Below are 25,357 nucleotides of genomic sequence, written 5' to 3' on the forward strand. Positions count from 1 at the left end.
GTCAACGCAACTTCAGCGGGTCGACCATCCGCGCCGCGATGGCCATGCCCACCAGGTCCGGCAGTGTGTTGGCCTGCATGCGTTTCATGACGCGCGCGCGATACAGATCAATGGTTTTTGCGCTCACGCCCAGTTGCTCCGCGATTTCGCGGGTGGTGTAACCCTGCACCAGTGGTAACAGGATATCGCGCTCGCGCGGGGTCAAGGTCAGCAAGCGCGCCTGCAAGGCTTCGTGACCCTGGTTGCCCGAACGGTTGGCGGCACAGTTGCTGAGCGCCTGTTGCACGCTGTCCAGCAACAGCTGTTCGTTGTAGGGCTTCTCGATAAAGTCATGGGCGCCGGCCTTGAACGCACGCACCACGATCGGCACATCCGCGTGCCCGCTGACGAAGATGATCGGCAGGTCCAGTTGGCGCACACGCATTTCTTCCTGCACGTTCAACCCGCCCATACCGGGCATGCGCACGTCCAGCAGCACACAGGCATCGAGGCTTGCATCGCAGGCGTCGAGGAACGCGACACCACTGGTAAACGGCAAGGCCTTGAGCCCGACCGACTCCAATAACCAGACCGTTGAATCGAGCATGCCCTGGTCATCATCGACCACGTACACAACGTGCTCCGTTACACCTGCCATTACCTGATTCCTATTGTTGTTTTGTTGGGCCGGCAAGCGGCAAGCGGCAACCCATCAGCAGCCCGACAGGCTGGCGCCGGGCATTCAGTTCGCCACCGAAACCTTCGATGATGCTGCGGCTCATGGACAGACCGAGCCCCAGGCCATCGGCCTTGCTGGTGTAGAACGGGGTAAATATCTGCTCCAGCTCCGGCTCGCTGACGCCCGGCCCCTGGTCTCGCACACTGATTTCCACGCAGGCGTCACTGCCATGCTCCACGGCCATCACGATTACAGAGGGTTGCCCGGGGTGTTGCTCACGGTTGGCATCGATGGCATTGCGCAACAAATTGAGCAGCACCTGTTCCAGCAACACGCGGTCGGCATAAACGGGTGGCAGATTATCCGGCAGTCGATCCTCGATTGTCACTTGGCAATTACTCGCCTCCCAGGCACACAAGCGCACGGCTTCGCGGGCGACGTCGGTCAAGTTCAGCGCCTGCATGCGACGCTGTCCCTTGCGCAAAAAGGAGCGTAGCCGCCGGATCACTTCGGAGGCGTGGGTGGCGTGATGGGTAATGCGCTCCAGGCCCTGGGTCACTCTGGCAGCGGCCTGGGGATTGGAATCCAGTGTCTGTAGATAGCGCTGGCTTGCATTCGCATAATTGACCACGGCAGCCAGCGGCTGGTTGATTTCGTGGGCGATCCCCGAGGCCAGTTCACCGAGCGTGACCAACCGTGCGGTGTGTGCCAGTTCGTCCTGATGACGGCGCTGTTGCACTTCCCGCAATTCGCGCTCGGTCATGTCGCGCGCGACCAAAGAGTAATAACGCTCGCCGCCGGCGGAACGGTGCGCCAGCAGTACCAGCGACACTGGCACCGATGTACCGCCACCCGGTGGTTGCAACCGCGCATCGGTGCTCCAGACACCATCGCGCTCGGCGCGCCTCCAGCCATCGCGTTGCAGGCGCGCAAAGTCGCCGCTGGCGAACAACGCGGCCAGGGCCGGCATGGGTTGTTGCTCACCGATCCCGAGGATGCGTCGCGCGGCCGGATTGAGGTAAGTGACCAGGCCCTCGGGAGCGATGAACAACACCGGGTCGATGTTGGCCTCGACCACTTCGGCCAGGCGTCGCTTGTTTTCCTCGGCCTGCACCCGGGCCGTGATGTCCCGGGATATGCTGACGATTTCGACCACCGCCCCAGTGTAGGTTTCGCGGATCGCCCGGCTGGCGGTTTCGAACCACAGGTAATGGCCGTCACGATGGCGGATGCGATAGGTCATGGTGTGATAGCCATCCTGCTCCAGCGCATCGCGCGCGCGCTGCACCAGGCCGGCCAGGTCCTGGCCATGAAACAGGCCCTGGGCCATTTGCCCGCGCAACTCTTCGGGCCAGTAACCGAGCAGGGTCCAGGACGCCGGTGATGCATCGATAACGCGCCCTTCGGGGGTGTGACGGGATATCAGGTCGGTGGTGTTTTCGATGATCAGCCGGTACAGCCGTCGTGCGGTGGCCGCTTCACGCTCGGCCAGCACTTGCGCCGTGGCGTCGCGGCAACGGGCGAGCACTCGGTTGTCCTGGGGATCGGGAATGAACGTCCAGATCAGGATCTGCGTTTCGAACTGAGCCTCGACACCTTCGACGGCGCGTTGCTGGTCCAGGCAGGCACGCACCAGCACCCGATGATTGACCGGTAAAAAACCCAACACATCGGTCAGCGACTTCTCGGCGAGCAGCGCCATCAGTGCCGCGTTGAACTCCAGCGGTCGACCTTGCGCATCGAGCAACAGGCTCGGTTGCGGATCGTGGCCCAGCAGCGGCGAACCACGCAGCAGGCCGTTGACGCTGCTCAGCAGCGTCGTCAATAGATCCTGAACCCAGCCCAGCCAATCGAGACTCACACCCTCGCGCACTTCCACCAGCAACAAGCCCGGCTGCCCCGACTGCAAGGCCAGATCAAATACCTGGCCATGGCTGATCGCGGCCCGGCGCAAACGTCCGGACAACCAGCAATCGAGTTGACGGACTTGAGCCAGGTCCAGGCGGCCTGCCTCGACCAGATGCTCGAAGAGCAACTGGTCGCTGGCCAGCGCCGGGTCGCCAAGTCCCGGCGGTAAATGCTGGGCGGCGCCCTCATGGCTGTAGATTCGCGCATTGGGCTGCCAGCTCAGGTAAACCGCCCGCTGCACCTCAGGGCAATCCTGCAGCGCCCGACACAATGCATCGGCCCGGGCGGCCAGAGACACACCCTCGCGCTGCAGGCGCAACCAACTGTGCAATCGAACGGGCGTCTGGGTCATTGCGGGTCCACTTTCTCAGGGAAACCAAGCATATACCAGCCTTGGGGTGTTGACGGCATTGAATCGGAGCTTGATATAGTATATATACTATACGACATAGGTTTAACTTCCATACCGATGGCTGAATATTATATAAAGTCATCCGGACTTTGAAGGTGACCCCGGCGATTACGCTGCAAGGTCAACCATAGAGCTAACAATCAGCCATCGAGTACCCGCACATGTCTATCTATGACCAAGGCCTGGGCCCTTCGGCCGTCAACCACATTGCCTTGTCTCCGCTGAGTTTCATCGAGCGCACCGCCAGCACTTATCCCGATCACCTCGCCGTCATCCACGGTTCGATTCGCCGCACCTGGGCGCAGACCTACACCCGTTGCCGACGCCTGGCCTCGGCGCTGGCCGGTCGCGGTATCGGCAAGGACGATACGGTGGCGGTGATGTTGCCCAACATCCCCGAGATGCTCGAAGTGCATTTCGGTGTGCCGATGATCGGCGCCGTGCTCAACCCGCTCAACGTTCGTCTCGATGCCGAGGCGATCGCCTTCATGCTGCAGCATGGCGAAGCCAAGGTGTTGATCACCGACCGCGAGTTCCATGATGTGATCCAGGCGGCGCTTGGCATGCTCGATCACCCGCCTTTGGTGATCGACGTCAATGACCCGGAATACGGTGAAGGTCAGGCCGCGAGCGACCTGGACTACGAAGCGTTGTTGGCCGAAGGCGACCCGGCATTCGACTGGCAATGGCCGGGCGACGAGTGGCAGGCCATTTCGCTGAATTACACGTCAGGCACCACCGGCAACCCCAAGGGCGTGGTCTACCACCATCGCGGCGCTTATCTGAGCGCATTGGGCAACCAGATGACCTGGGCCATAGGCAACCATCCGGTGTACCTCTGGACCCTGCCGATGTTCCATTGCAATGGCTGGTGTTACCCATGGACCATCACCGCCCTGGCGGGTGTGCACGTTTTCCTGCGCCGGGTCGATCCACAGAAAATCCTCACGCTGATCCGCGAGCATCAGGTCACTCACCTGTGCGGTGCGCCGATCGTGCTCAATGCACTGGTGAACATGCCCGAATCAGCAAAGGCGGCCATCGATCATCCGGTCAATGCCCTGGTCGCGGGTGCTGCGCCACCGGCCAAAGTCATCGGTGCCGTCGAAGAGATGGGCATCAAGGTCACTCACGTGTTTGGCCTGACCGAAACCTATGGCCCGGTGACGGTCTGCGCCTGGCACGCCGAATGGGATGAGTTTTCCCTGGAGGAGAGGGCGCAGATCAAGTCGCGACAGGGTGTGCGCTACCCGACGCTGGAAGGCTTGATGGTCGGCGATTGCACGACGCTGGAGCCAACCCCGCGTGACGGCCAGACCATCGGTGAGATCTTCCTGCGCGGTAACACCGTCATGAAGGGCTACCTGAAGAACCCGAGCGCCACTGCCGAAGCGTTCGAAGGCGGCTGGTTCCACACCGGTGACCTGGCCGTCTGGCATCCCGACGGTTACGTCGAAATCAAGGACCGGCTCAAGGACATCATCATCTCGGGCGGCGAGAACATTTCCACCATCGAACTCGAAGGGGTGCTCTATCGCCACCCGGGTGTGCTGGAAGCAGCCGTGGTCGCCCGTCCCGATGAGAAATGGGGCGAAACGCCCTGCGCCTTCGTCACCTTGAAGGCTGATCACCAGGACGTTCGCGAGGCAGACATCATCAGTTTCTGCCGTGAGCACCTGGCCGGATTCAAGGTACCGCGCACAGTGGTCTTCACGCTCTTGCCGAAGACGTCCACCGGCAAGATCCAGAAGTACGTGTTGCGCGACCGGGCCAAGGCGCTCTAACCCGATCTGACATCGCATCCATCGAGCAGCAGGTGTTTACCTGCTGCTACGGGTTCGTGCACGCCGAATCCGGTTGTGCCTTGCCAATGAAACAACCGTCCCAACGAGGTTTACGTTATGCCCCAATTCAAAGCCCCGCTGCGCGACATGCGCTTTGTGCTGCACGAAGTGTTCGACGCTCCGGCCATGTGGGCGCGCCTGCCGGCCTTGGCCGAGAGCATCGACACCGATACGGCTGACGCCATAATCGAGGAGGCGGCCAAAGTCACCTCGCACCTGATTGCGCCCCTCAATCGCAGCGGCGACGAAGAAGGCGCGCAGTGGCATGAGGGCCGGGTCACCACCCCCATCGGTTTCAAACAGGCTTACGCGACCTACATCGAAGGCGGTTGGGTGGGGCTGTCCGGCAACCCCGGGTTCGGTGGCATGGGCATGCCGAAAATGCTGGCCGTGCAGTTCGAAGAGATGCTCTACGGCGCCAACTCAAGTTTTGCGCTGTATAGCGCATTGAGTTCCGGTGCCTGCCTGGCGCTGGACGCCCACGCCAGCGACGCCCTGAAAAACCTCTATCTGCCACCAATGTATGAAGGCCGCTGGGCTGGCTCCATGTGCCTGACCGAGGCCCATGCCGGTACCGACCTGGGGCTGATCCGCACCCGCGCCGAACCTGAGGCTGACGGCAGCTACAGGATCACCGGCAGCAAGATTTTCATCACCGGGGGCGATCAGGACCTGACCGAGAACATCGTGCATCTGGTATTGGCCAAACTGCCGAACGCGCCTGCTGGGCCGAAAGGCATTTCGCTGTTTATCGTGCCTAAAGTCCTGGTCAATGCCGACGGCTCCCTTGGCGCGGCCAACGCGGTGAGTTGCGGCTCGATCGAACACAAGATGGGCATCAAGGCCTCGGCCACCTGCGTGATGAACTTCGACGGCGCCAGTGGCTGGCTGGTCGGTGAAGAGAACAAAGGCCTGGCGGCGATGTTCACCATGATGAATTACGAACGCCTGTCGATTGGCATTCAGGGCATCGGCTGCGCCGAGGCCTCCTACCAGAGCGCCGTCGCCTATGCTCGCGACCGCATTCAGGGTCGGGCTCCCAGCGGTGCCTTGGCCCCGGACAAACCGGCCGACCCGATCATCGCTCACCCGGATGTGCGGCGCATGCTGCTGGGCATGAAAGCCATGACCGAAGGCGGTCGCGCGTTCGCCAGCTATGTCGGGCAACAACTGGATCTGTCGAAGTTTTCCGACGATGCCGGCGAGCGCGACAGCGCGCAGATCCTGGTTGCGCTGCTGACGCCAGTGGCCAAGGCGTTTTTTACCGACACCGGCCTGGAAAGCTGCATCAACGGCCAGCAGGTGTTCGGCGGCCATGGTTACATCCGCGAATGGGGCCAGGAACAATTGGTCCGTGATGTGCGCATTGCACAGATCTACGAAGGCACCAATGGCATCCAGGCATTGGACCTGCTCGCACGCAAAGTGCTCGCCAACGATGGCGTCGCGCTACGCCTGTTCGCCCGGGAAGTCCGCCACTTCGCCCTGCACCACGAAAGCGCCTATGGCAGCGAACTGTTGCAGGCCCTGGAGCGCCTGGAGGGCCTCAGCAACTGGTTGCTGGAGCGGGCCAAAGCCAACGCCAACGAAGTCGGCGCAGCCTCCGTGGAGTACCTGCACCTGTTCGGCTATGTCGCCTACGCCTACATGTGGTCGCGCATGGCCGCCGTGGCCCGCTCCAGACTCGACCGGGACCCGCCGTTCTACGCTGCCAAACTGGCCACCGCCGAGTTCTACTTCGCCCGCCTGCTGCCACGCACGCTGAGCCTGGAAGCCAGCATCCGTGCCGGCAGTGCGCCCCTGTACGGCCTTGCTGACGAACAGTTCTGACGATTGAGTGTTGCGCGGCGCCTTCCTACGCCCTGGCCCGCGCTTTTTATTCACTGGCCCTCTCAACGTACGGCAGGAAAGCCTGATGAATATGCAAGCCAGTACAACGCAAGGTCACTTGAACTGGGACGACATGCGCTTCTTTCTCGAGGTCGCCCGTGCCCGCACCGCCAGCGGTGCAGCCCGCCGCCTGGGGGTGGACTACACCACGGTAGCGCGACGCATCCGCGCCCTGGAGCAGAGCCTGGGTGCCATGCTGTTCGAGAAATCGCGAACCGCAGGCTTCGTGCTGACCGTGGAGGGGCAGCGTCTGGTCTGCCACGCCGAAACCCTGGAAAGTACGCTGCTGGTAGCCTGCGAGCAGGTTTTCGGCACCACAGGGGGGCTCGCCGGGCACCTGCGCATCGGCTGTACCGAAGCCTTCGGATCCTGTTTCGTCGCCGCGCAGATGAGCCACTTCCTCGAGCACTACCCGCATATCTCGGCGGATATTTTGCCGGTCCCGCACTTCGTCAACCTGTCACGGCGCGAGGCGGATATCGCCATCACCCTGGAACGGCCCGAGCGCGGTCCGTACGTGTGCTCGAGGTTGTGCGATTACCGCTTGCGTGTGTATGCGACGCCGGAGTACCTGGCCAGTCATCCGCCGATTGGCTGTCGCGAGGACCTGGCCGCTCACCCGTTCGTGACCTACGTCGATGACCTGGCCTTCAGCTTCAAGCTGCTCTACCTGAACGACTTGATGCTCGGCGCGCGCAGTCGCCTGCGCAGCACCAGCGTGGTCGCCCAGTACCATGCGGCACTGGAAGGGCGCGCGCTGGCGATCCTGCCTTGCTTCCTCGCCGGTCCCGACCCGCGCCTGTGCGAGGTGCTGCCGGGTGAAGTGGAGGTCACTCGACAGTTCTGGATGTACTACTGCGAGGACCTGCGCAACCTCAAGAGGATTACCCTGGTGGCCGACTACCTGCGCACCTGCGCGCAGCTCAATCGTGCGCTGCTGATGGGCGAGTCATACAAGATGGCCTACCTGCCGTCGCCGTGAACGACTGCCGCCAGGTCTGCGGTCTCGGTTGCCCGCAATGCTCCCTGCAGAGTACTCATCACCATCTCCAGCAGCAGTTTGCGGCGGGCTCCAATGCCGGTCTTGGGCTGCCCGACCCAGGCCGGCAATTGATTGAGCAGGGAAACGATGCCGCTTACGGTCGCGCGCCGGGTGGCGCCAGCCGGTTTACCGGTGAGTTGCTCCAGGGTCTCCACCAGATGCTCCTCGTAGCGCCGGCGCAGGGCCAGAATCGAGGCTTGCTGTTCGCCGCTCAAACAATGGAGGTCGTACTCGGCCAGGCGGAAATGCGCGGCCATCCGCTCGTGGAGCCGCAGGTGCGCCTCAAGCAGGCCGTGCAGTCGTACAGTGGGGGCGGATTTGCGCCGGGTCACCAGGCTCGCGCCGTCAAGCAACGCTTCGTAGAGCTCCTCGATCAGTTCCAACAGCAGTGCTTCTTTGCTGTCGATGTGGTTGTAAAGGGAGCCGGCGGTGATCCCCAGGCCAGTGGCCAGGTCGCGCATGCTGACTCGGCTGAAACCATGCCTGGCGAACAGTTCGACAGCCTTGTGACGCGTTTCCAGGTAACGCGTGTTGCGCTCTTCGTCGACCGGCAACGCAAAAAGGTTTTTGGAGGGCTGCATGTTGCTCATCCACCTCATACGCGAAACTGTCCCAATAGCCGATTGAGCTGACCCGCCAGTTGGCCCAGTTCCTGGCTCGCCTCGTTGGACCGGTCCGCTGCCTGGGCATTTTCGTGGGCCAGAGAGGCGGCGAGGGTCACGTTCTGGTTGATGTCTTCGACCACGTGCGACTGTTCCAGGGTGGCGCTGGCGATCGAGGCGTTCAATTCAGTGACATTGCGCAGTGCGCCGAGTACCTGGTGCAGGCTTTCTGCCGTTTGGTGGGCCTGTTCCACGGTTTGTCGAGCGGCCAGGCTGCTGGCATTGATGACATTCACCGCGGCTTCCGAGTTGCCGTGCAGGCGCTCGATCATGTCCTGGATTTGCGCGGTGGACTGCTGGGTGCGCTGGGCCAGCAGCCGCACTTCGTCTGCTACCACAGCGAAGCCGCGCCCCTGTTCGCCAGCGCGCGCTGCCTCGATGGCGGCGTTCAGCGCGAGCAGATTGGTCTGCTCGGCGATGGCGCGGATCACTTCCAGCACGCTGCCGATCTGAGTGCTTTCCCGGGCCAGGCTCTGGATCACCTCGACGGCCTGGCCGATGGTATCGGATAGCTGGTCGATCTGGAGCAGGCTGCTGTCGATGTTGTGCTGGCCCCGGCGTGCCTGTTCTTCGGCCTGGCGAACTTCGTTGGCCGCGTGCTCGGCGTTCCTGGCCACTTCCTGCACGGCGTAGGAGACCTCATGGATGGCGGCGGCCACCAGCTCCATCTGCTGCGATTGCTGCTGGCTGTGGTTCTGGCTATCGGCGGCGATTTCGCCGAGTGACTTCGAAGCCTGGTCGAGGCTGTCAGCGGACTGTATGGACTGGCCGATCACGCCACGCAGCTTGTTGGTGAAAACGTTGAAATGGCTGCTCAAGTCTGTCAGTTCATCGCGCCAGCGGTTATCCAGATTGCGGGTCAGGTCGGCCTCGCCGCTGGCGATGTTCTCCATGGCATCGACCACCCGCGCCAGTGGCGAGGCGATGCTGCGGGCAATCAGCAGGATCAGCGCACTGAGCAGCAGGGTGATCGTCACCAATATGACGAAGGCCTGGATCAGCTGGCGGCGGAACTCGACTTGCACGTCGTCGATGTAGATGCCCGAGCCGACAATCCAGCCCCAGGGCTTGAACAATTCGACGTAGGAAACTTTCTCCACCGGCGCGTCGGAACCCGGCTTGGGCCAGCGGTAGTGCACCAGGCCGGCGCCATCGCGGTTGGCGGTGGCGACCATTTCGTCGAACAGCGCCTTGCCGTCCGGATCGAGTGTACCGGCCATGCGCTTGCCCTCGAGTTTGGCATTGGGGTGCATGACCATTCGCGTGTCGAGGTCTTCGAGCCAGAAGTAATCCTCACGGTCGTAGCGCAAGTCGCGCATGACCGCGATGGCTTGTTGCTGGGCCTGTTCACGACTCAGACCCTGGCCTTCCAGGCCTTGGAAGTGGCGCAGGATGCTGCTGGCGGTCTCGACCACGTGGCGGGTTTTCAGCGCCTTGGCCGTATAAAGGTCGTCATGGCTCTGCTTGAGCATCAAGCCGGCGAGAATCATCAGCATCAGGATGGATGTCAGCAAGATCAGCCACAGACGGCTGCTAATGGAAATATTGCGCAAGCCGAACATGGGCAACTCCACAACGGGCAAGACAGGGAAATGCCGGACGCGGCAGTCGCGTCCGGCGGGAGGGAGTCAGAGCGCGTAGTGGCTCAGTTCGCGGGCGATCAGCAGGCGCTGGACCTCGCTGGAGCCTTCGTAGATCTGGGTGATGCGCGCGTCGCGGTAGTAACGCTCCACCGGGTAGTCCTCCAGGTAGCCGTAGCCGCCATGGATCTGCAGGGCGCTGGAGCACACGCGTTCGGCCATTTCCGAAGCGAATAGCTTGGCCTGGGAGGCCTCGGACAGGCACGGTTGCCCGGCGCTTTTCAGGCGCGCCGCATGCAGGATCAGCAGGCGGCTGGCGTTGAGTCGGGTGTGCATGTCGGCGAGCAGGTTGGACACGCTCTGGTGCTCGATGATCGGCTTGCCGAACTGGACGCGTTCGCGGGCATAGCCCAGGGCAGCCTCGAAGGCGGCGCGGGCGATACCCAGGGCCTGGGCGGCGATGCCGATGCGGCCGCCTTCAAGGTTCGACAGGGCGATGGCCAGGCCTTTGCCGCGTTCACCCAGCAGGTTGGCCTCGGGGATGGTGCAGTCGTTGAGGGTCACCGCGCAGGTATCGGAGGCCTTGATGCCCATCTTGTGTTCGCTGCGGTCGACCACGAACCCGGGGTTGTCAGTGGGTACCAGGAAGGCCGACAGCCCCTTTTTGCCCAGCTGCGCATCGGTGACGGCGAAGACAATGGCCAGACTGGCGCGCTTGCCGTTGCTGACGAATTGCTTGGCGCCGTTGAGTACCCATTGGCCGTCGCGCAGTTCGGCACGGGTACGCAGGTTGTGCGCTTCGGAGCCGGCCTGTGGCTCGGTCAGGCAGAAGCAGCCGATCGCTTGACCACTGACCAGCAGCGGCAGCCAGCTGTCCTGTTGCGCGGGGGTGCCGTATTTCAGCAGGGGGCCGCAGCCCACCGAATTGTGGATGCTCATCAGCGCGCCGAGGGCACCGTCGCCAGCCGAGATTTCCTCGACGGCCAGGGCGTAGGCCACATAGTCGGTGTAGCTGCCGCCCCAGGTGTCCGGCACGACCATGCCCAGCAGCCCCAGCTCGCCCATCTGCGCCACCACGGCGTCATCGATCCAGCCGGCCTTCTCCCAGGCCTGGGCATGTGGCGCGACTTCGCTGCGGGCGAAGTCGCGCGCCATGTCGCGGATCATGCGTTGTTCTTCGGTCAATTCGATATCGTGCATTGCAAAGTCTCCTGCCGATCAGGCGGTGCGTACGGGCTTGCCGGAGGCGCGTTCAAAGTCGTTGAAGAAGGCCTGCACCCTGGCAGGTACCAGCTCTGCCAGGGTTGGCGGGTTCCAGCGCGGGCACTTGTCCTTGTCGATGATCAGGGCGCGCACGCCCTCCATCAGGTCGCCCTTGTCGAACCACTGGTAGTCCAGGTGCAACTCCAGAGCGAAGCACTCGGCCAGGCTCAGGTAACGACCACGGCGCAACAACTCAAGCGTCGTGGCCATTGCCAGTGGCGAGCGGCTGTCGAGCAGTTTCACCGTCTGCTCGGCCCAGTCTTGCAGCTCGGGGCGTTGTTCACGCTGCAGCGCGGTACGAATGGCCGGGACATCGGGCAAGGCGAAATATTCGTCGATCGCCAGGCGACAGGCCTTGAGCTCGGACCCGGCAAGACGCTCTGTGGCCATGTCGGCAAGCAGGTCGTGCAAGTCTTCGTCGGGCGCAGCGGTCCAGTTCAGGTGGTCGAGACAGGCATCCAGTTCGGCCAGCCGTTCGCTGGGCAGGTAGTAGTCGGCAAGGTTCGCATAGAGAGCATCGGCGGCACGCACCTGGCAGCCGGTGATACCCAGGTAGGTTCCCAGTTCCCCCGGCAGGCGCGGCAGGAAATAGCTGCCACCGACATCGGGGAAAAAGCCGATGCCGACTTCCGGCATGCCCATCCGCGTGCGCTCAGTGATCACCCGCAGCGAGGCGGCCTGGGCCAGGCCCATGCCACCACCAAGGACGAAACCATCGAGCAGCGCCAGCACGGGCTTGGTGTAGCCATGCAGGTACTCGTCGAGGGCGTATTCCTCCTCGAGGAACAGCTCATGCTGGTTATCGCCGGCCTTGTAGCTGTCGTACAGCATGCGAATGTCACCACCGGCGCAGAAGGCCTTTTCACCGGCGCCGCGAATGGTCACGGCGACGATCTGCGGGTCCTGTTCCCAAGCCCACAGGTGCCGGCAGAGCAGGCGCACCATGGGTAGGTCCAGGGTGTTCAACGCGCTTGGCCGATTCAGTGTCAGGTGGCCGACGCGGTTGCGTACGCTGGCCAGCACCGGGGCTTGCTGCTGGCTCATGCTCAGGCTTCCCCGCGGAACAGGTTGATGATGGCGGAGAAGTCCAGGCCGCCGTTACCTTGCAGGCTGAAGGTCTGGTACAGCTGCTGGGCTACGGCACCGAGCGCCACCGGTTGACGCGCGTGCCTGGCCGCTTCGGTGGCCAGGCCCAGATCCTTGAGCATCAGGTCGCTGCCAAATCCGCCGCTGTAGCCGCGTGAGGCCGGCGCGTTTTCCAGTACACCCGGGAACGGGTTATTGACCTCCGAGCTCCAGCAGCGACCGCTGGAGGTATTGATGATCCCGGCCAGTACCTTGGCGTCCATCCCGAGGGATACACCCAGGGCCATGGCTTCGGCGACGCCGACCATGGAGATGCCGAGCAGCATGTTGTTGGCGATCTTGGCCACCTGGCCGTTGCCTGCCGCGCCGCAGTGCACGATGTTCTTGCCCATGGCCGAGAGGATTGGCAGGGCCTGGTCGAACACACTGTCCGGGCCGCCGACCATAAAGGTCAGGGTGCCTGCCGCCGCACCGCCGGTGCCGCCGGAAACCGGTGCGTCGAGCATCGGGTTGCCTTGGGCAAGGGCGTACTTGGCCACCTCGCGGGTGCTCAGCGGGTCGATGGTCGAACTGTCGATCAGCAACACGCCTGGACCGATATTGGCCAGCAGGCCGTCCTTGCCGCGATAGACCTGCTTCACGTGGTCGGCGGTCGGCAGCATGGTGATGATCACCTCAACCCCGGCCTTGGCCACGGCGGCGGGCGAGTCGGCGGCGCGGGCGCCGGCCTCCACCAGGGCGGCGACTGCCTGGGGGAAGGGATCGAAGACGGTCAGGCTGTGGCCAGCCTTGAGCAGGTTGCGGGCCATTGGGCCGCCCATGTTGCCGAGGCCGAGAAATCCGATATGCATGTTGGCTACCTTTTACGATAGGGGGGCAGTGGCGCAGGAAATCCTGCGCGCTTGTCGTCGGCCGACGCTGGGCGCCGGCCGGCCAAGGTCATTTCAGGGTGATGGTGGTGTTCACCGCGCCGCCGGTGTCGTCCTCGTCGAACCAGCGCTGGGTGATCGTCTTGGTCTGGGTGTAGAAGGTCACCACTTGCTTGCCATAGGGACCCAGGTCGCCCAGCTTGGAGGCGCGCGAACCGGAGAAGGAGAACAGCGGGACAGGCACCGGGATCGGCACGTTGATGCCGACCTGGCCGACGTCGATCTCTTCCTGGAAGTGACGCGCGGCAGCGCCGGAACGGGTGAACAGGGCAGTGCCGTTGCCGTTCGGGTTGGCATTGATGATCTCGATCGCCTCGTCCAGGTTGGCGGCGTGCATGACGCACAACACCGGGCCGAAGATCTCTTCGCGATACACCGACATTTGCGCGGTGACGCCGGAGAAAATGGTCGGGCCGACGAAGTTGCCGTCCTGGTAGCCCGGCACGCTCGGGTTGCGTCCGTCCAGTTCGAGCCTGGCGCCTTCTTCGACGCCGCTGGCGATCAGGCCGTTGACGCGGTCCAGGGCGGCGCAGGAAATCACCGGGCCGATGTCGGTGCCCGGCTCGGTGCCGCCATTGATCTTGAGGGTTTTGGTCCGCTCGATCAGGTCCGGCAGCCAGGTTTGCGCTTCACCCACGAGGATCACCACCGGCAGGGCCATGCAGCGCTGGCCGGCGGCGCCGAAGGAGGCGCCCAGCAGGTTGTTGAGAGTCTGCTGTTTGTTGGCATCGGGCAGGACGATGGCGTGGTTTTTCGCGCCCATCATGCACTGCGCGCGCTTGCCGTTCTGGGTGGCGCGGTTGTAGACGTGGGTGCCGACCTTGGTCGAGCCGACGAAGGACACGGCCTTGATGTCCGGGTGGTCGCAGATCAGGTTCACCGCGTCGACGCCGCCGTGGATGACGTTGAGCACGCCCTTGGGTACACCGGCCTCCAGCGCCAGTTCCACCAGGCGCATGGTCACCAGCGGGTCCTGCTCGGACGGCTTGAGGACGAAGGTGTTGCCGGTGGCAATGGCCATCGGGAACATCCACAACGGGATCATCGCCGGGAAGTTGAACGGGGTGATGCCGGCGCACACGCCCAGGGGTTGCAGCAGGGTGTAGGTGTCGACGCCGTTGGCCACGTTGTTGGCCAGTTCGCCCATCTGCAGGTTGCCGATGCTGGCGGCGTGCTCGACCACTTCGAGGCCGCGGAACACGTCACCTTCGGCATCCGGCAGGGTCTTGCCTTGCTCGGCGGTCAGCAGGGCGGCCAGTTCCTTGATGTTCTCGCGGATCAGTTGCTGGTACTTGAGGAAGACACGGGCACGGGCACCGATCGGGGTCCTGCGCCAGGTCTTGAAAGCTTGTTTGGCGCTGGCAACGGCGGCGTTCATTTCCTCTGCGGTGGCGAAGGGGACGCGGGCCAGGACTTCCTGGGTAGCCGGGTTGACCACGTCGCGCCACTGGGTGCTGCGCGATTCGACGAACTCGCCGTTGATCAGAAGCTTGACGCTGGGAATGATGGAAGAGGTCATTTACGGGTCCTGTCTGCTTTCTTTAGGTCGAATGAGGCCCCTCGGCGTGGTTGGCCGAGCGGTCGGGTTTAGGTCAGGAAGGGCCGGCGTGCCGGCCCGGGGTTCAGCCCTTGAGTTGCGGGAAGTCTTCTTCGAAGTATTCCCGCGGGCCACGTGCGTCGCTCTGGCGGCGCTGCATTTCCATTTGCCGCAGTTCCACCCGGCGGATCTTTCCGGAGATGGTCTTGGGCAGCTCGTTGACAAATTCGATGCGCCGTACCCGCTTGTAGGGCGCCAGGTGCTCGCGGGCGAACGCGAAGATGCTGCCGGCCAGTTCGTGGCTGCCCTGGGCTTCATGGGCCAGGATCAGATAGGCCTTGGGCACTGCCAGGCGCACCGGGTCGGGGCTTGGCACCACGGCCACTTCCATCACCGCCGGGTGCTCGATCAGCGCGCTTTCCAGCTCGAAGGGGCTGATGCGGTAGTCGGAAGCCTTGAACACGTCGTCGGCACGACCGACGAAGGTGATGTAGCCCTCTTCGTCGATCTGCGCGGTGTCGCCGGTGCGGTAGTAGCCGTCGCGCATCACTTCGGCGGTCTTTTCCGGGCTGTCCTCGTAGCACAGCATCAGGCCGAGCGGACGCACGTCCAGCGGCAGGGCCACCTCGCCTTCGTTGCCCGGCACGCCATCAGGGTCGAGCATGGTCACCCGGTAGCCTGGCAGCGGACGGCCCATGGACCCCGGCTTGAGCCGCTGGCCAGGCGTGTTGCCGACCAGGGCGGTGGTTTCCGACTGACCGAAGCCGTCGCGCAGCAACAGGCCCCAGGCATGCAGGATCTGCTCGATGATCTCCGGGTTGAGCGGCTCACCGGCGCCCACCAGTTCTCGCAGTTTCAAGCGCTCCTTGTAACTGGCCAGGTCTTCCTGGATCAGCATGCGCCACACGGTTGGCGGCGCGCACAGGCTGGTAACGCCGTAGCGTTCCAGCACGCCGAGCAGGGCGGGCGCGCTGAAGCGTGCGGTGTTGTGGATGAAGATGCAGGCACCGGCATTCCAGGGTGCGAAGAGGCAACTCCAGGCGTGCTTGGCCCAGCCCGGGGACGAAATGTTCAGGTGCAGGTCGCCCGGCTGCAGACCGATCCAGTACATGGTCGAGAGGTGGCCGACCGGGTAACTCTGGTGACTGTGCAGCACCATCTTCGGCTTGGAGGTGGTGCCGGAGGTGAAGTACAGCAGCATCGGGTCGGTGGCCAGCGTGCGGCCCTCGGTTTCGAACTGCTCGGAATGTTCGCTGGCGGCGCTGTGCGGGGTCCAGCCGGCGGGTGACGGACCGACGCAGATGCGGCCGCAGCCTTCACCCAGCCCGACGAACTTGTCGACATGGGCGCTACCGACCACCAGGTGGGAAACATGACCACGCTCGATGCGGTCGCGCAGGTCTTCGGGGGTCAGCAGGGCGGTGGCGGGAATGACCACGGCGCCGAGCTTGAAGGCGGCCAGCATGGTTTCCCACAGGGCGACGTCGTTACCGAGCATCAGCAGGATGCGTTCGCCGCGGCGCACGCCCAGGGCGCGCAGGTGATTGGCCACCTGGTTGGAGCGCGCGGCCAGTTGCTGGAAGCTGTAGCGTTGTTCACTGCCGTCCTCTTCGACGATCCACAGGGCATTGGCCTGGTTGCCCTCGGCCATGGCGTCAAAGTAATCCAGCGCCCAATTGAATTCGCTCAGCTGCGGCCAGCGGAAGTCACGCACGGCGGTGGCGTAGTCGGTACGGTGGGCCAGCAGGAAGTCGCGAGCGGCCAGGAAGGGTTGGCAGTTGTTGTTCATTGCAGTCTCCCGAGACGCGCGCGAGTACCTGAAAGTGGGGAGACAACGGCAAGCAAGAATGGCTTCACGGTGGGTGCCCTGTTTATTTTTATTGGGACTGACCTGGTTCATGACCAGGCGGTTGAATCGAGTATAGGCAGGCATAAATCAAATAAGAATGCTCAAAAAGTCCCGTGCGTTGTGCAAAAAAGCACAGGCTTGCGGCATCCCCGATGCGCCAGGAATGCACAAGGCGGGCGCTGCCCGCACCGTCAAACGATGCAAGCAGCGCCCGCCTTGTGCGGGGGCTTACCAGAGCGCCAGGGTATAGCTGAGGATCAGGCGGTTCTCGTTGAGATCGTTACCGAAGTGGGCGCTGCGCACCGTAGCGTTGCGCCACTTCAGACCAACGTTTTTCAGCGGGCCGCTCTGCACTACGTAGCCGACGTCGGTGTCGCGCTCCCATTCGCGGCCGTCGGGCTTGCCGGCGCCCAGATCGATGCTGTCGCCGGACAGGTAGCGGGTCATGAAGGTCAGGCCGGGAATGCCCAGCGCCGCGAAGTTGTAGTCGTAGCGCGCCTGCCAGGAACGCTCGTCCTTGTTGGCGAAATCGTTGATCTGCACGAAGTTGACCAGGAAGGCATCGCTGCCATTGACGTAGGCAAAGCCGGTGTCGCCGCTCATGCGTTGGTAGCCCAGACCCAAGGCATGGCCGCCGAGGGAATAGGTGAACATGGCGCCAAAGGCGTTGTTGTCGATGTTGCTGTTGCCGTCGTCGGTGGAGCGGGCGTAGCGCAGGTCGCTCTTGAGCGTCTGGCCTGCGCCCAGCGGCAGCACGTGGACCAGACTGAACTGGTGCTGGTGGTAGAAGTCGTCCAGGCCGCCATAGTTGTAGCCGGTGTTCAGCCGGTCGCTCCACTGGTAGGCAAGGCCGGCGAAATTGAAGGCGTCGCTGCGGGCCTGGCCACTGACAATGCCCTTGGCGCCGGTGGTGGTGATCGACATTTTTTCGTAGTTTGAGGAGTCGCGCTGGTTGACCCGATCCACGCGCCCGGCATCGACGCTCAGGCCTTTGATCTCCTGGACGTTCAACTGGCCACCGCGAAATGTTTGTGGCAGCAGGCGCGAGTCATTGGCCAGCAGTACCGGCAACTTCGGGGTCAGGGTGCCGAGCTTGAGTACGCTGTTGGACGCTTTGAACTTGGCCGTCAGGCCCAGTTCGCCATACTCGTCCTTGGCACGCTTGGGCGGCTCGTTATCGCGTTTGAGCAGGCCGGAGCCGGAGCGATCGGGACTGGAGTCGAGCTTGACGCCGAGCTGGCCAAGGGCATCGACACCGACGCCGATCATGCCGTCGGTATAACCGGATTCGTAGCGCAGCAGGAAACCCTGGGCCCATTCTTCTTGCTTGGACTGGGCGGCATTTGCCTGGCGGAAGTCGCGGTTGAAGTAGAAGTTGCGCGTTTCCAGCCTGGCCGTGCTGTCTGCGAAGAAGTCGGCGTGAGCCTGTGCGGCGAGACCGGTGCCGGCCAGGAACAGGGTGAGGGTGGTGGGTTTCATGGGTTGCCTTTTGTTGTTTTTGTTGTCGACGAGCCGCTCCCGCGCCGTTTGGAGTTGACGAGGGAAGGGCGCTTTTGGGGTGTCCTGCGCCGAGCGGCGCAGGTCGGGCGTAAAAAAGCGCGAAGCAAAGGAGCGGACTCGCGCTCGGGGTGTCAGCCCCGGAAAAAGCAGCGTCAGTGACTGCTGGCCATGGCAGCTCCAAGGCCGGTCTGGGCACGGACGAACTGGTCGGCATAGGCGGCGCGTTCGCGGTCGGCGCGTTCGCTGCGGTCCAGCCTGGAAGCGACCACTATGACCAGGAAGGCCAGTGGCATGGAGAACAGCGCTGGCTGGTCGTAAGGGAAGAGCGCCTGGGCATGCCCCAGTACACCGACCCACACCGACGGCGAACCGATCACCAGGGCCAGTGCGCTGATCAGGCCGGTCAGGCCGCCATAGAGGGCGCCGCGGGTGGTCAGGCCGCCCCAGTACATGGCCATGATCAGTACCGGGAAATTCGCCGAGGCGGCGATGCCGAACGTCAGGCCGACCAGGAAGGCGATGTTCTGGCCCTCGAACAGAATGCCGAGGGCAATCGCAACGATGCCCAGGCAGATGGTGGCGATGCGCGACACGCGCATTTCCTTCTTCTCGTCGGCGCAGCCCTTCTTCAATACCGACGCGTAAAGGTCATGGGAGATGGCCGAGGCACCGGCCAGGGCCAGGCCGGCCACCACGGCGAGAATGGTGGCGAAAGCCACGGCAGAGAGGAAACCGAGAAACAGGTTGCCGCCCACCGCCTTCGCCAGGTGCATGGCCACCATATTGCCGCCGCCAATCATGGCCCCGCCGATCTTGCCATCGACGTAGAACTGAGGATCCGTGCCGACGATGACGATGGCGGTATAGCCCAGGACGCAGACCACCAGGAAGAAGAAACCGATGAACACTGTGGCGAACAGTACGGATTTACGCGCCTCCTTGGCATTGGGCACAGTGAAGAAGCGCATCAGGATGTGCGGCAGGCCGGCAATGCCGAAGACCAGTCCAAGGGATAGGGACACCGCGTTGATCGGGTCGGCCAGCAAGGTGCCCGGGCCCATGATCTGCACGCCGCTGGCATGCGCGGCCACCGCCTGGGCGGCCAGGTTCTCGAAGCTGAAGTCGAAGCGACTCAGGGCCATCAGCACCAGGGTGGTGCCGCCCGCCAGGAGCAGGACCGCCTTGGTGATCTGTACCCATGTGGTGGCGAGCATGCCGCCGAAGATCACGTAGACCAGCATCAACAGTCCGACTACCACCACCGCCGTGCGGTAGTCGAGACCGAACAGCAGTTTGATCAGTTGACCGGCGCCGACCATTTGCACCACCAGATAGCAGCAGACCACGGTCAGCGATCCGAGGGCGGCGAAGCTGCGCACGCGGGTTTGATCGAGGCGGTAGGAGACGATGTCGGCGAAGGTGTAGCGCCCCAGGTTGCGCAAGCGCTCGGCCATCAGGAAGGTGACGATGGGCCAGCCGACGAAGAAGCCGATGATGTAGACGAAACCGTCGTAGCCCTTGGCGAATACCAGGCTCGACAGGCCCAGCAGAGTGGCCGCCGACATGTAGTCACCGGCGATGGCCAGGCCATTCTGGAAGCCGGTGATACCGCCACCGGCGCTATAGAAATCGGCGGCGGAACGGGTGCGTCGTGCCGCCCACCAGGTGATCAGCAGGGTGGCCAGGACGAAGACGAAAAACATGCCAATGGCGTGCAAGTTGAGTGGTTGCTTCTGCGCAATGATGGGCTCGGCATGGGCCAGTACAGGGCTGAGGGCGAGCAGGGCGGACAGGCGTTTCATGCGCGGGACTCCTGCAGGATCTGCGAACTGAGTACGTCGAAGCGGGTGTTGGCGCTGTGCACGTACCAGGCGGTGAGTAGCCAGGACAACAGGATGATCGTCACGCCGATTGGCATGCCGAGGCTGAGGTGACTGCCGTCGTACAGCGGCAGGTGCAGCCAGGCAGGGGCGAAAGCCACCACCATGATGAAGCTGTAGTAGATGGCCAGTACCGCGCCGCTCAGTGACCAGGCCAGCAGTGCACGCTGGCGCGCCAGGCGCTGGAACTTTGGGTTGGCCCTGACCAGTGCACAGGTCAGGACGTGGTTCGGATGGTCGGTCGTCATGGTGAGGCTCCGCATTTCTAGTTGTTTTTGTTGTTCGGCCTTTTGAGGGGCGTACGGGTACCCGGGCAGCGACCCGATGCGGGACGCCGCCTGAATGCTGATGTGCTGGAGTTATTGCCGCCCGGTTGACCTTGCGGTGCAGAGAGGGCGGTGCAGGAGGGCGGGCCCACGGCAGACGAGAATCGTGGCCGCGATTGCGCTGTTGCGCAGCTGCTTGTGTCCGGCGTGAAAGCCGGTTTTTATCCATGCGTTCATGCTGTCAGCCCTCGATATTTATTATTGGGGTGGGGGGCTTTCCTGGCCCGAAAACGACGCTGGCCAAGCTGGGTGAGATGCGAGTATATAAGTGCATATTTCCCATATGTATTGGCAGAAAAGCCCGATGGATATGCAAAAACGCACAACGCAGCCCCCACTGAACTGGGACGACTTGCGCTTCTTCCTCGAAGTTGCCCGTGCTCGCACCGCCAGCGGTGCGGCCCGCCGCCTGGGAGTGGACTACACCACGGTGTCACGGCGCATCCGCGCCCTGGAGCAGTGCCTGGGCGCCTTGCTGTTCGAGAAGTCGCGGACTTCCGGTTTTGTCCTGACCGTGGAGGGGCAGCGTCTGGTCGGCCACGCCGAATCCCTGGAAAGTACGCTGCTGGTAGCCTGCGAGCAGGTTTTCGGCACCACGGGGGGGCTCTCCGGGCATCTGCGCATCGGCTGTACCGAAGCCTTCGGGACCTGTTTCATCACTGCGCAGATGAGTCACTTCCTCGAGCACTATCCGAATATTTCGGTGGACATTTTGCCGGTCCCGCATTTCATCAACCTGTCACGGCGCGAGGCGGACATCGCCATCACCCTGGAACGCCCCGAGCGCGGTCCCTATGTGTGCTCGCGATTGTGCGACTACCGCCTGCGCCTGTATGCGACGCCGGAGTACCTGGCCAATCATCCGCCGATCGGCTGTCGCGAGGACCTGGCCGGCCACTCGTTCGTAACCTATGTCGAGGACCTGGCCTTCAGCTTCAAGCTGCTCTACCTGAACGACCTGATGCCCGGCGCCAACAGCCGCCTGCGCAGCACCAGCGTGGTCGCCCATTACCACGCAGCCCTGGAAGGGCGGGCGCTGGCCATCCTGCCTTGCTTCCTCGCCGGCCCCGATCCCCGCCTGTGCGAAGTGCTGCCGGGTGAAGTGGAGGTCACGCGGCAGTTCTGGATGTATTACAGCGAGGACCTGCGCAAGCTGAAGCGGGTCACCCTGGTGGCCGAGTACCTGCGCGCTTGCGCGGAACTGAATCGTCCGCTGCTGATGGGCGAGTCACGTGTGATGGGCTATCTACCGTCACCTTGAGGGGCGACGCATTTCACCTCTCGCCGAAGTTTCTCGAAATGGTGCCCAACTCCGTGTGTTGATGCACGCGCACGAATGGCCAGTCCGTGCCCCCTATACAGTTTCCGGCAGTGAACGCCTCCACCTTGAGGTTGTGAGGCAAGCGAGATTGCCAGTCGAGATGGCAGTTCGTGTGCATTCGGCAATGACCTAAGCCTTGAAGCCACGCCGTTTGGCCGCGCAATGACGCGCTGAAAATCACCAGATAAGAAAAACAGATACCCGCTTAAGGATTTCCCAGAGGCGGCGCAGACAGCTGCGGCTTTAAAGTCACGGCCAGCGTTCGGCTGTCGGGCAGTCTCTGGCCTGCACCGATCTTCAGGCCGTTCGGTATCTCTACAAAAACAAGAAGGTGAAAACATGAGTCACGAGACGGTCGACATCAAGGCGTGGATCGACAACCGACCGGTTGCCGGGTACCAGTGGCTCATCATGAGCCTGTGCTTCTTCATTGTTTTATTCGATGGGCTGGATGTGGCGGTCATGGGCTTTATCGCGCCTTCACTGATTCAGGAGTGGGGGCTGTCGAAAGCGGCGTTCGGCCCGGTCATGAGTGCCGGGATGGTCGGGCTGGCCATCGGTGCCCTGACCGCCGGCCCTTACGCTGACCGTGTGGGGCGCAAGAAAGTGCTGCTGTTGGCGGTGACAGGGTTCAGTGTATTGAGCCTGGCCTGTGCGTTTGCGCGTAACCCTTACGAGCTGGCGGCCCTGCGTCTGTTGACCGGTGTAGCCCTGGGTGCCGCGATGCCCAACACCACCACACTGCTGGCCGAATACCTGCCGGAGCGCAATCGCTCGCTGTTCATCACCATCATGTTTACCGGCTTCAACATGGGATCGGGGCTGGGCGGCTTATTGGCAGCCTGGTTGATTCCCCTGTATGGCTGGAAATCGGTGTTGCTGGCCGGCGGGATTCTGCCAATGGTGTTGTTGCCTTTCCTCTGGTTGTTTCTGCCTGAATCCGCACGTTTCCTGGCAGCGCGTAATGCACCTGCCGCGCAGATCGCCAAAGTACTGAACAAGCTTGGGGGCAAATTCACGGCCGCCACAAACTTCACCCTCGCCGAACCCCAGGCCCAGCACAAGGCGCCGGTGCGCATGCTGTTCACCGAGCGTTATCGGGCCGGAACCCTGGCGCTCTGGCTGACCTATTTCATGGGCCTGCTGGTGATTTACCTGACCATGGGCTGGATGCCGACCCTGTTGCGTGAAGGCGGTCTGTCCATCGAGCGGGCGGCCACCATCACCGGCCTGTTCCAGATCGGCGGTACGGTCGGGGCGATCGTGGTGGGCTGGATCATGGACCGACGCAATCCGAACGGCGTGATCGCTACCTCCTATGCGCTGGGTGGGGTGTTCATCCTGCTGCTGGGGGCCTTCAGCTTGGAGTCGAGCCTGCTGGCGCTTGGCGTGATCGCCGCCGGTTTCTGCATGAGCGGCGCACAGACGGGCCTCAACGCGTTTGCCCCGGGTTATTACCCGACGGATTTCCGTGCAACGGGGGTGAGCTGGATGCTCGGCATCGGTCGTTTCGGCGGTATCTTTGGCTCTCTCATCGGTGGTGCGGTGCTCAGTCTCGGGTTGGGCCTGCCGTTGCTGTTCGCCCTGTTGAGCGTGCCTGCCTTCATCGCCGCACTGGCGATCCTGGCCAACGGTCATGCACGGCGTCGGGTCAACCGGGCCCTGCTGGCGCAATAATCTTTTTCGAACACAGGAACTCGTCATGGCACGCATCATCGGTGGCCTCGCTGTATCCCATACACCTACCATCGGCTTCGCCGTCGATCACGATAAACAGAATGAAGCGGCGTGGGCGCCGATTTTCGAAGGCTTCGAACCGATCAAGGTGTGGTTGAAGGAGCAACAGCCGGATGTGCTGTTCTACATCTTCAACGACCATGTGACGTCGTTCTTCTTCGACCACTATGGTGCGTTCTCCCTGGGCGTCGATGAGCGTTACGAGGTCGCCGACGAAGGCGGCAATCCACGCTCGCTGCCCGCAGTGGGTGGGCACGCCGCGCTGTCGCGACACATTGGGCAAAGCCTGATGGCCGATGAGTTCGACATGAGTTTCTTCCGCGACAAGCCGCTGGACCACGGGTTTTTCTCGCCGATGTCGGCGCTGTTGCCCTGTGATCCGGCGTGGCCGGTGCAAATCGTGCCTCTGCAGGTGGGGGTGTTGCAGTTCCCGATCCCCAGTGCGTTGCGCTGCTATAAATTGGGCCAGGCCCTGCGTCGCGCGATTGAAAGCTATCCCGAAGACTTGAAGGTGGCCATTGTCGCCACCGGCGGTGTGTCCCATCAGGTGCACGGCGAGCGCTGCGGCTTCAACAACCCGCAATGGGATGAGCAGTTCATCGATCTGCTGGTCAATGACCCGCTGCGCCTGACCGAGCTGACCCACGCCGAGTACGCCACTCTTGGCGGGATGGAAGGCTCGGAGGTCATCACCTGGTTGATCATGCGCGGCGCGTTGTCGGCCACGGTGAAGAATCTGCATCAGGACTATTACCTGCCATCGATGACCGGTATCGCGACCCTGTTGCTGGAAAACCAGGATCGGCAGCTGCCTGCCGACGTCAACGCACGCCACTTGCAACATATGCAGCACCAGTTGGCCGGCATCGAAAAAATCGAGGGCACCTATCCGTTCACCCTGGAGCGCAGCGCCAAGGGTTATCGCCTGAACAAGTTCCTGCATCGCATGATCGAGCCGCAATGGCGCCAGCGGTTTCTCGAAGCGCCGCAAGCGTTGTTCGATGAAGGCGGCCTTAGCGAAGAGGAACGCGATCTGTTGCGCCGCCGTGACTGGCGCGGGCTGATCCAGTACGGCGCGATCTTCTTTGTGCTGGAGAAACTCGCGGCGGTACTCGGGATTCCGAACTTGCAGGTCTACGCCGCCATGCGTGGACAGAGCCTGGAGGAGTTCATGAAAACCCGGAACCAGCAGGTGCTCTACTCGGTGGCGGGCAAAGGCCCGCGCTGATCACCGGCGGTTAGTGCGGCGGCTCGTTCCGGGCCGCTATCCATTCTTTTTCTTCTTGATCCTGCTGTGCCCGGTGATTGCGGGCGCAGGGCATTCCTTTACCCAAAAAACCGGAAAACAATAACAATGAAAACCGCCGTTAATCATCGAATCGTCTGTTCGTTGGCAGCTATCTGCGCACTACCGCTGCAGGCGTCCGCTGCCGGCTTCATTGAAGATGCCAGCGCCAACCTGAACCTGCGCAACTTCTACATCAACCGCAACTTCACCAACCCGGCCTATCCGCAAAGCAAGGCCGAGGAGTGGACCCAGAACTTCATTCTCGACTTCCGCTCCGGCTTTACCCAAGGCCCGGTGGGCTTCGGGGTGGATGCGCTGGGGCTCTACTCGGTCAAGCTCGATGGCGGCAAGGGCACCGGCGGCACGCAGCTGTTGCCGATCCATGGCGATGGGCGTCCCGCCGATGATTTCGGTCGCCTGGCGGTGGCCGGGAAAATGAAAGCGAGCAAGACCGAACTGAAGGTCGGGGAGTGGATGCCGGTGCTGCCGATCCTGCGTTCCGACGACGGTCGTTCGTTGCCGCAGACCTTCCAGGGCGCTCAGGTGACCTCCACCGAAATCAGCGGCCTGACGCTCTACGGTGGCCAGTTCCGCCAGAACAGTCCGCGTAACGATGCGAGCATGGAAGACATGTTCATGAACGGC

General features: G+C 62.9%; 19 protein-coding genes. 7 read left to right on the top strand and 12 right to left on the bottom strand.

Translation table 11 applies throughout. The features are described 5' to 3' along the window. Nucleotide 1: 1 nt before the first annotated feature. Both ACM6G4_RS06075 and ACM6G4_RS06080 read right to left on the bottom strand, forming a co-directional pair. A complete protein-coding gene (locus ACM6G4_RS06075; RefSeq protein WP_414913266.1) occupies nt 2-637 on the bottom strand; it encodes a response regulator transcription factor in 636 nt (211 codons plus the stop codon). Between the two features lie 10 nt (nt 638-647). After that, nucleotides 648-2,918, bottom strand: a complete 2,271-nt coding sequence (locus tag ACM6G4_RS06080) for a PAS domain S-box protein (protein ID WP_223541624.1) — start codon at nt 2,916-2,918, stop codon at nt 648-650. Nucleotides 2,919-3,139: 221 nt separating this feature from the next. On the opposite strand from ACM6G4_RS06080, the gene ACM6G4_RS06085 reads away from it, so the two are divergent. The 3 genes from ACM6G4_RS06085 (at nt 3,140) to ACM6G4_RS06095 (ending at nt 7,694) form a co-directional block, all read left to right on the top strand. Then, nucleotides 3,140-4,762, top strand: a complete 1,623-nt coding sequence (locus ACM6G4_RS06085) for an acyl-CoA synthetase (protein WP_409079395.1) — start codon at nt 3,140-3,142, stop codon at nt 4,760-4,762. Between the two features lie 117 nt (nt 4,763-4,879). Further along, complete coding sequence (locus ACM6G4_RS06090) at nt 4,880-6,652, top strand: acyl-CoA dehydrogenase C-terminal domain-containing protein (protein ID WP_414913267.1); 1,773 nt, start codon at nt 4,880-4,882, stop codon at nt 6,650-6,652. 85 nt (nt 6,653-6,737) lie between these two features. Next, nucleotides 6,738-7,694 (top strand): LysR family transcriptional regulator, encoded by a 957-nt coding sequence (locus ACM6G4_RS06095; RefSeq protein ID WP_156385727.1) that lies wholly within the window; start codon nt 6,738-6,740, stop codon nt 7,692-7,694. Here the strand turns inward: ACM6G4_RS06095 and ACM6G4_RS06100 are convergent. From ACM6G4_RS06100 to ACM6G4_RS06145, 10 genes are all read right to left on the bottom strand, one after another. Then, the gene (locus ACM6G4_RS06100) at nt 7,676-8,353 is read right to left on the bottom strand and encodes a TetR/AcrR family transcriptional regulator (RefSeq protein WP_056722775.1); all 678 of its coding nucleotides are present in this window, start codon (nt 8,351-8,353) and stop codon (nt 7,676-7,678) included. The two genes, ACM6G4_RS06095 and ACM6G4_RS06100, sit on opposite strands and share 19 nt — an antisense overlap. Then, on the bottom strand, nt 8,350-9,978 hold the full coding sequence (locus tag ACM6G4_RS06105; RefSeq protein WP_056722773.1) for a methyl-accepting chemotaxis protein: 1,629 nt from the start codon (nt 9,976-9,978) through the stop codon (nt 8,350-8,352). Before ACM6G4_RS06105 ends, ACM6G4_RS06100 begins: the two co-directional genes overlap by 4 nt. A 66-nt stretch (nt 9,979-10,044) precedes the next feature. After that, a complete protein-coding gene (locus ACM6G4_RS06110) occupies nt 10,045-11,196 on the bottom strand; it encodes an acyl-CoA dehydrogenase family protein (RefSeq protein WP_223541622.1) in 1,152 nt (383 codons plus the stop codon). 18 nt (nt 11,197-11,214) lie between these two features. After that, complete coding sequence (locus ACM6G4_RS06115; protein WP_414913268.1) at nt 11,215-12,303, bottom strand: enoyl-CoA hydratase/isomerase family protein; 1,089 nt, start codon at nt 12,301-12,303, stop codon at nt 11,215-11,217. A 2-nt stretch (nt 12,304-12,305) separates the two neighbouring features. After that, nucleotides 12,306-13,196: a 3-hydroxyisobutyrate dehydrogenase gene (gene mmsB, locus ACM6G4_RS06120; RefSeq protein ID WP_223541620.1), complete on the bottom strand. Its 891-nt coding sequence runs from the start codon at nt 13,194-13,196 to the stop codon at nt 12,306-12,308. Nucleotides 13,197-13,284: 88 nt separating this feature from the next. Further along, nucleotides 13,285-14,793 carry a CoA-acylating methylmalonate-semialdehyde dehydrogenase gene (locus ACM6G4_RS06125; protein WP_414913269.1) on the bottom strand — a complete coding sequence of 503 codons (1,509 nt, stop codon included), beginning with the start codon at nt 14,791-14,793 and terminating at the stop codon, nt 13,285-13,287. Nucleotides 14,794-14,896: 103 nt separating this feature from the next. Beyond that, a complete protein-coding gene (locus ACM6G4_RS06130) occupies nt 14,897-16,600 on the bottom strand; it encodes an AMP-binding protein (RefSeq protein WP_414913270.1) in 1,704 nt (567 codons plus the stop codon). Between the two features lie 288 nt (nt 16,601-16,888). Further along, nucleotides 16,889-18,139 carry an OprD family porin gene (locus ACM6G4_RS06135; protein WP_056722763.1) on the bottom strand — a complete coding sequence of 417 codons (1,251 nt, stop codon included), beginning with the start codon at nt 18,137-18,139 and terminating at the stop codon, nt 16,889-16,891. A gap of 173 nt (nt 18,140-18,312) precedes the next feature. Beyond that, on the bottom strand, nt 18,313-19,962 hold the full coding sequence (locus tag ACM6G4_RS06140; RefSeq protein WP_056722761.1) for a cation acetate symporter: 1,650 nt from the start codon (nt 19,960-19,962) through the stop codon (nt 18,313-18,315). Next, a complete protein-coding gene (locus ACM6G4_RS06145; RefSeq protein ID WP_056722759.1) occupies nt 19,959-20,288 on the bottom strand; it encodes a DUF485 domain-containing protein in 330 nt (109 codons plus the stop codon). The genes ACM6G4_RS06140 and ACM6G4_RS06145 overlap by 4 nt, the downstream gene beginning before the upstream one ends. 388 nt (nt 20,289-20,676) lie before the next feature. On the opposite strand from ACM6G4_RS06145, the gene ACM6G4_RS06150 reads away from it, so the two are divergent. The 4 genes from ACM6G4_RS06150 to ACM6G4_RS06165 form a co-directional block, all read left to right on the top strand. Beyond that, nucleotides 20,677-21,627 carry a LysR family transcriptional regulator gene (locus ACM6G4_RS06150; protein WP_201783876.1) on the top strand — a complete coding sequence of 317 codons (951 nt, stop codon included), beginning with the start codon at nt 20,677-20,679 and terminating at the stop codon, nt 21,625-21,627. Nucleotides 21,628-22,026: 399 nt separating this feature from the next. Continuing rightward, nucleotides 22,027-23,364, top strand: coding sequence for an MFS transporter (locus ACM6G4_RS06155; RefSeq protein ID WP_414913271.1), 1,338 nt, complete (start codon nt 22,027-22,029; stop codon nt 23,362-23,364). A 25-nt stretch (nt 23,365-23,389) separates the two neighbouring features. Then, a complete protein-coding gene (locus ACM6G4_RS06160) occupies nt 23,390-24,652 on the top strand; it encodes a gallate dioxygenase (protein WP_414913272.1) in 1,263 nt (420 codons plus the stop codon). 126 nt (nt 24,653-24,778) lie between these two features. Next, nucleotides 24,779-25,357 (top strand): OprD family outer membrane porin (locus tag ACM6G4_RS06165; RefSeq protein ID WP_414913273.1); only part of this gene is annotated, 579 nt, incomplete at its 3' end.

Source organism: Pseudomonas sp. IT-P258 (genome assembly GCF_949767825.1).
Taxonomy (GTDB): domain Bacteria; phylum Pseudomonadota; class Gammaproteobacteria; order Pseudomonadales; family Pseudomonadaceae; genus Aquipseudomonas; species Aquipseudomonas monachiensis.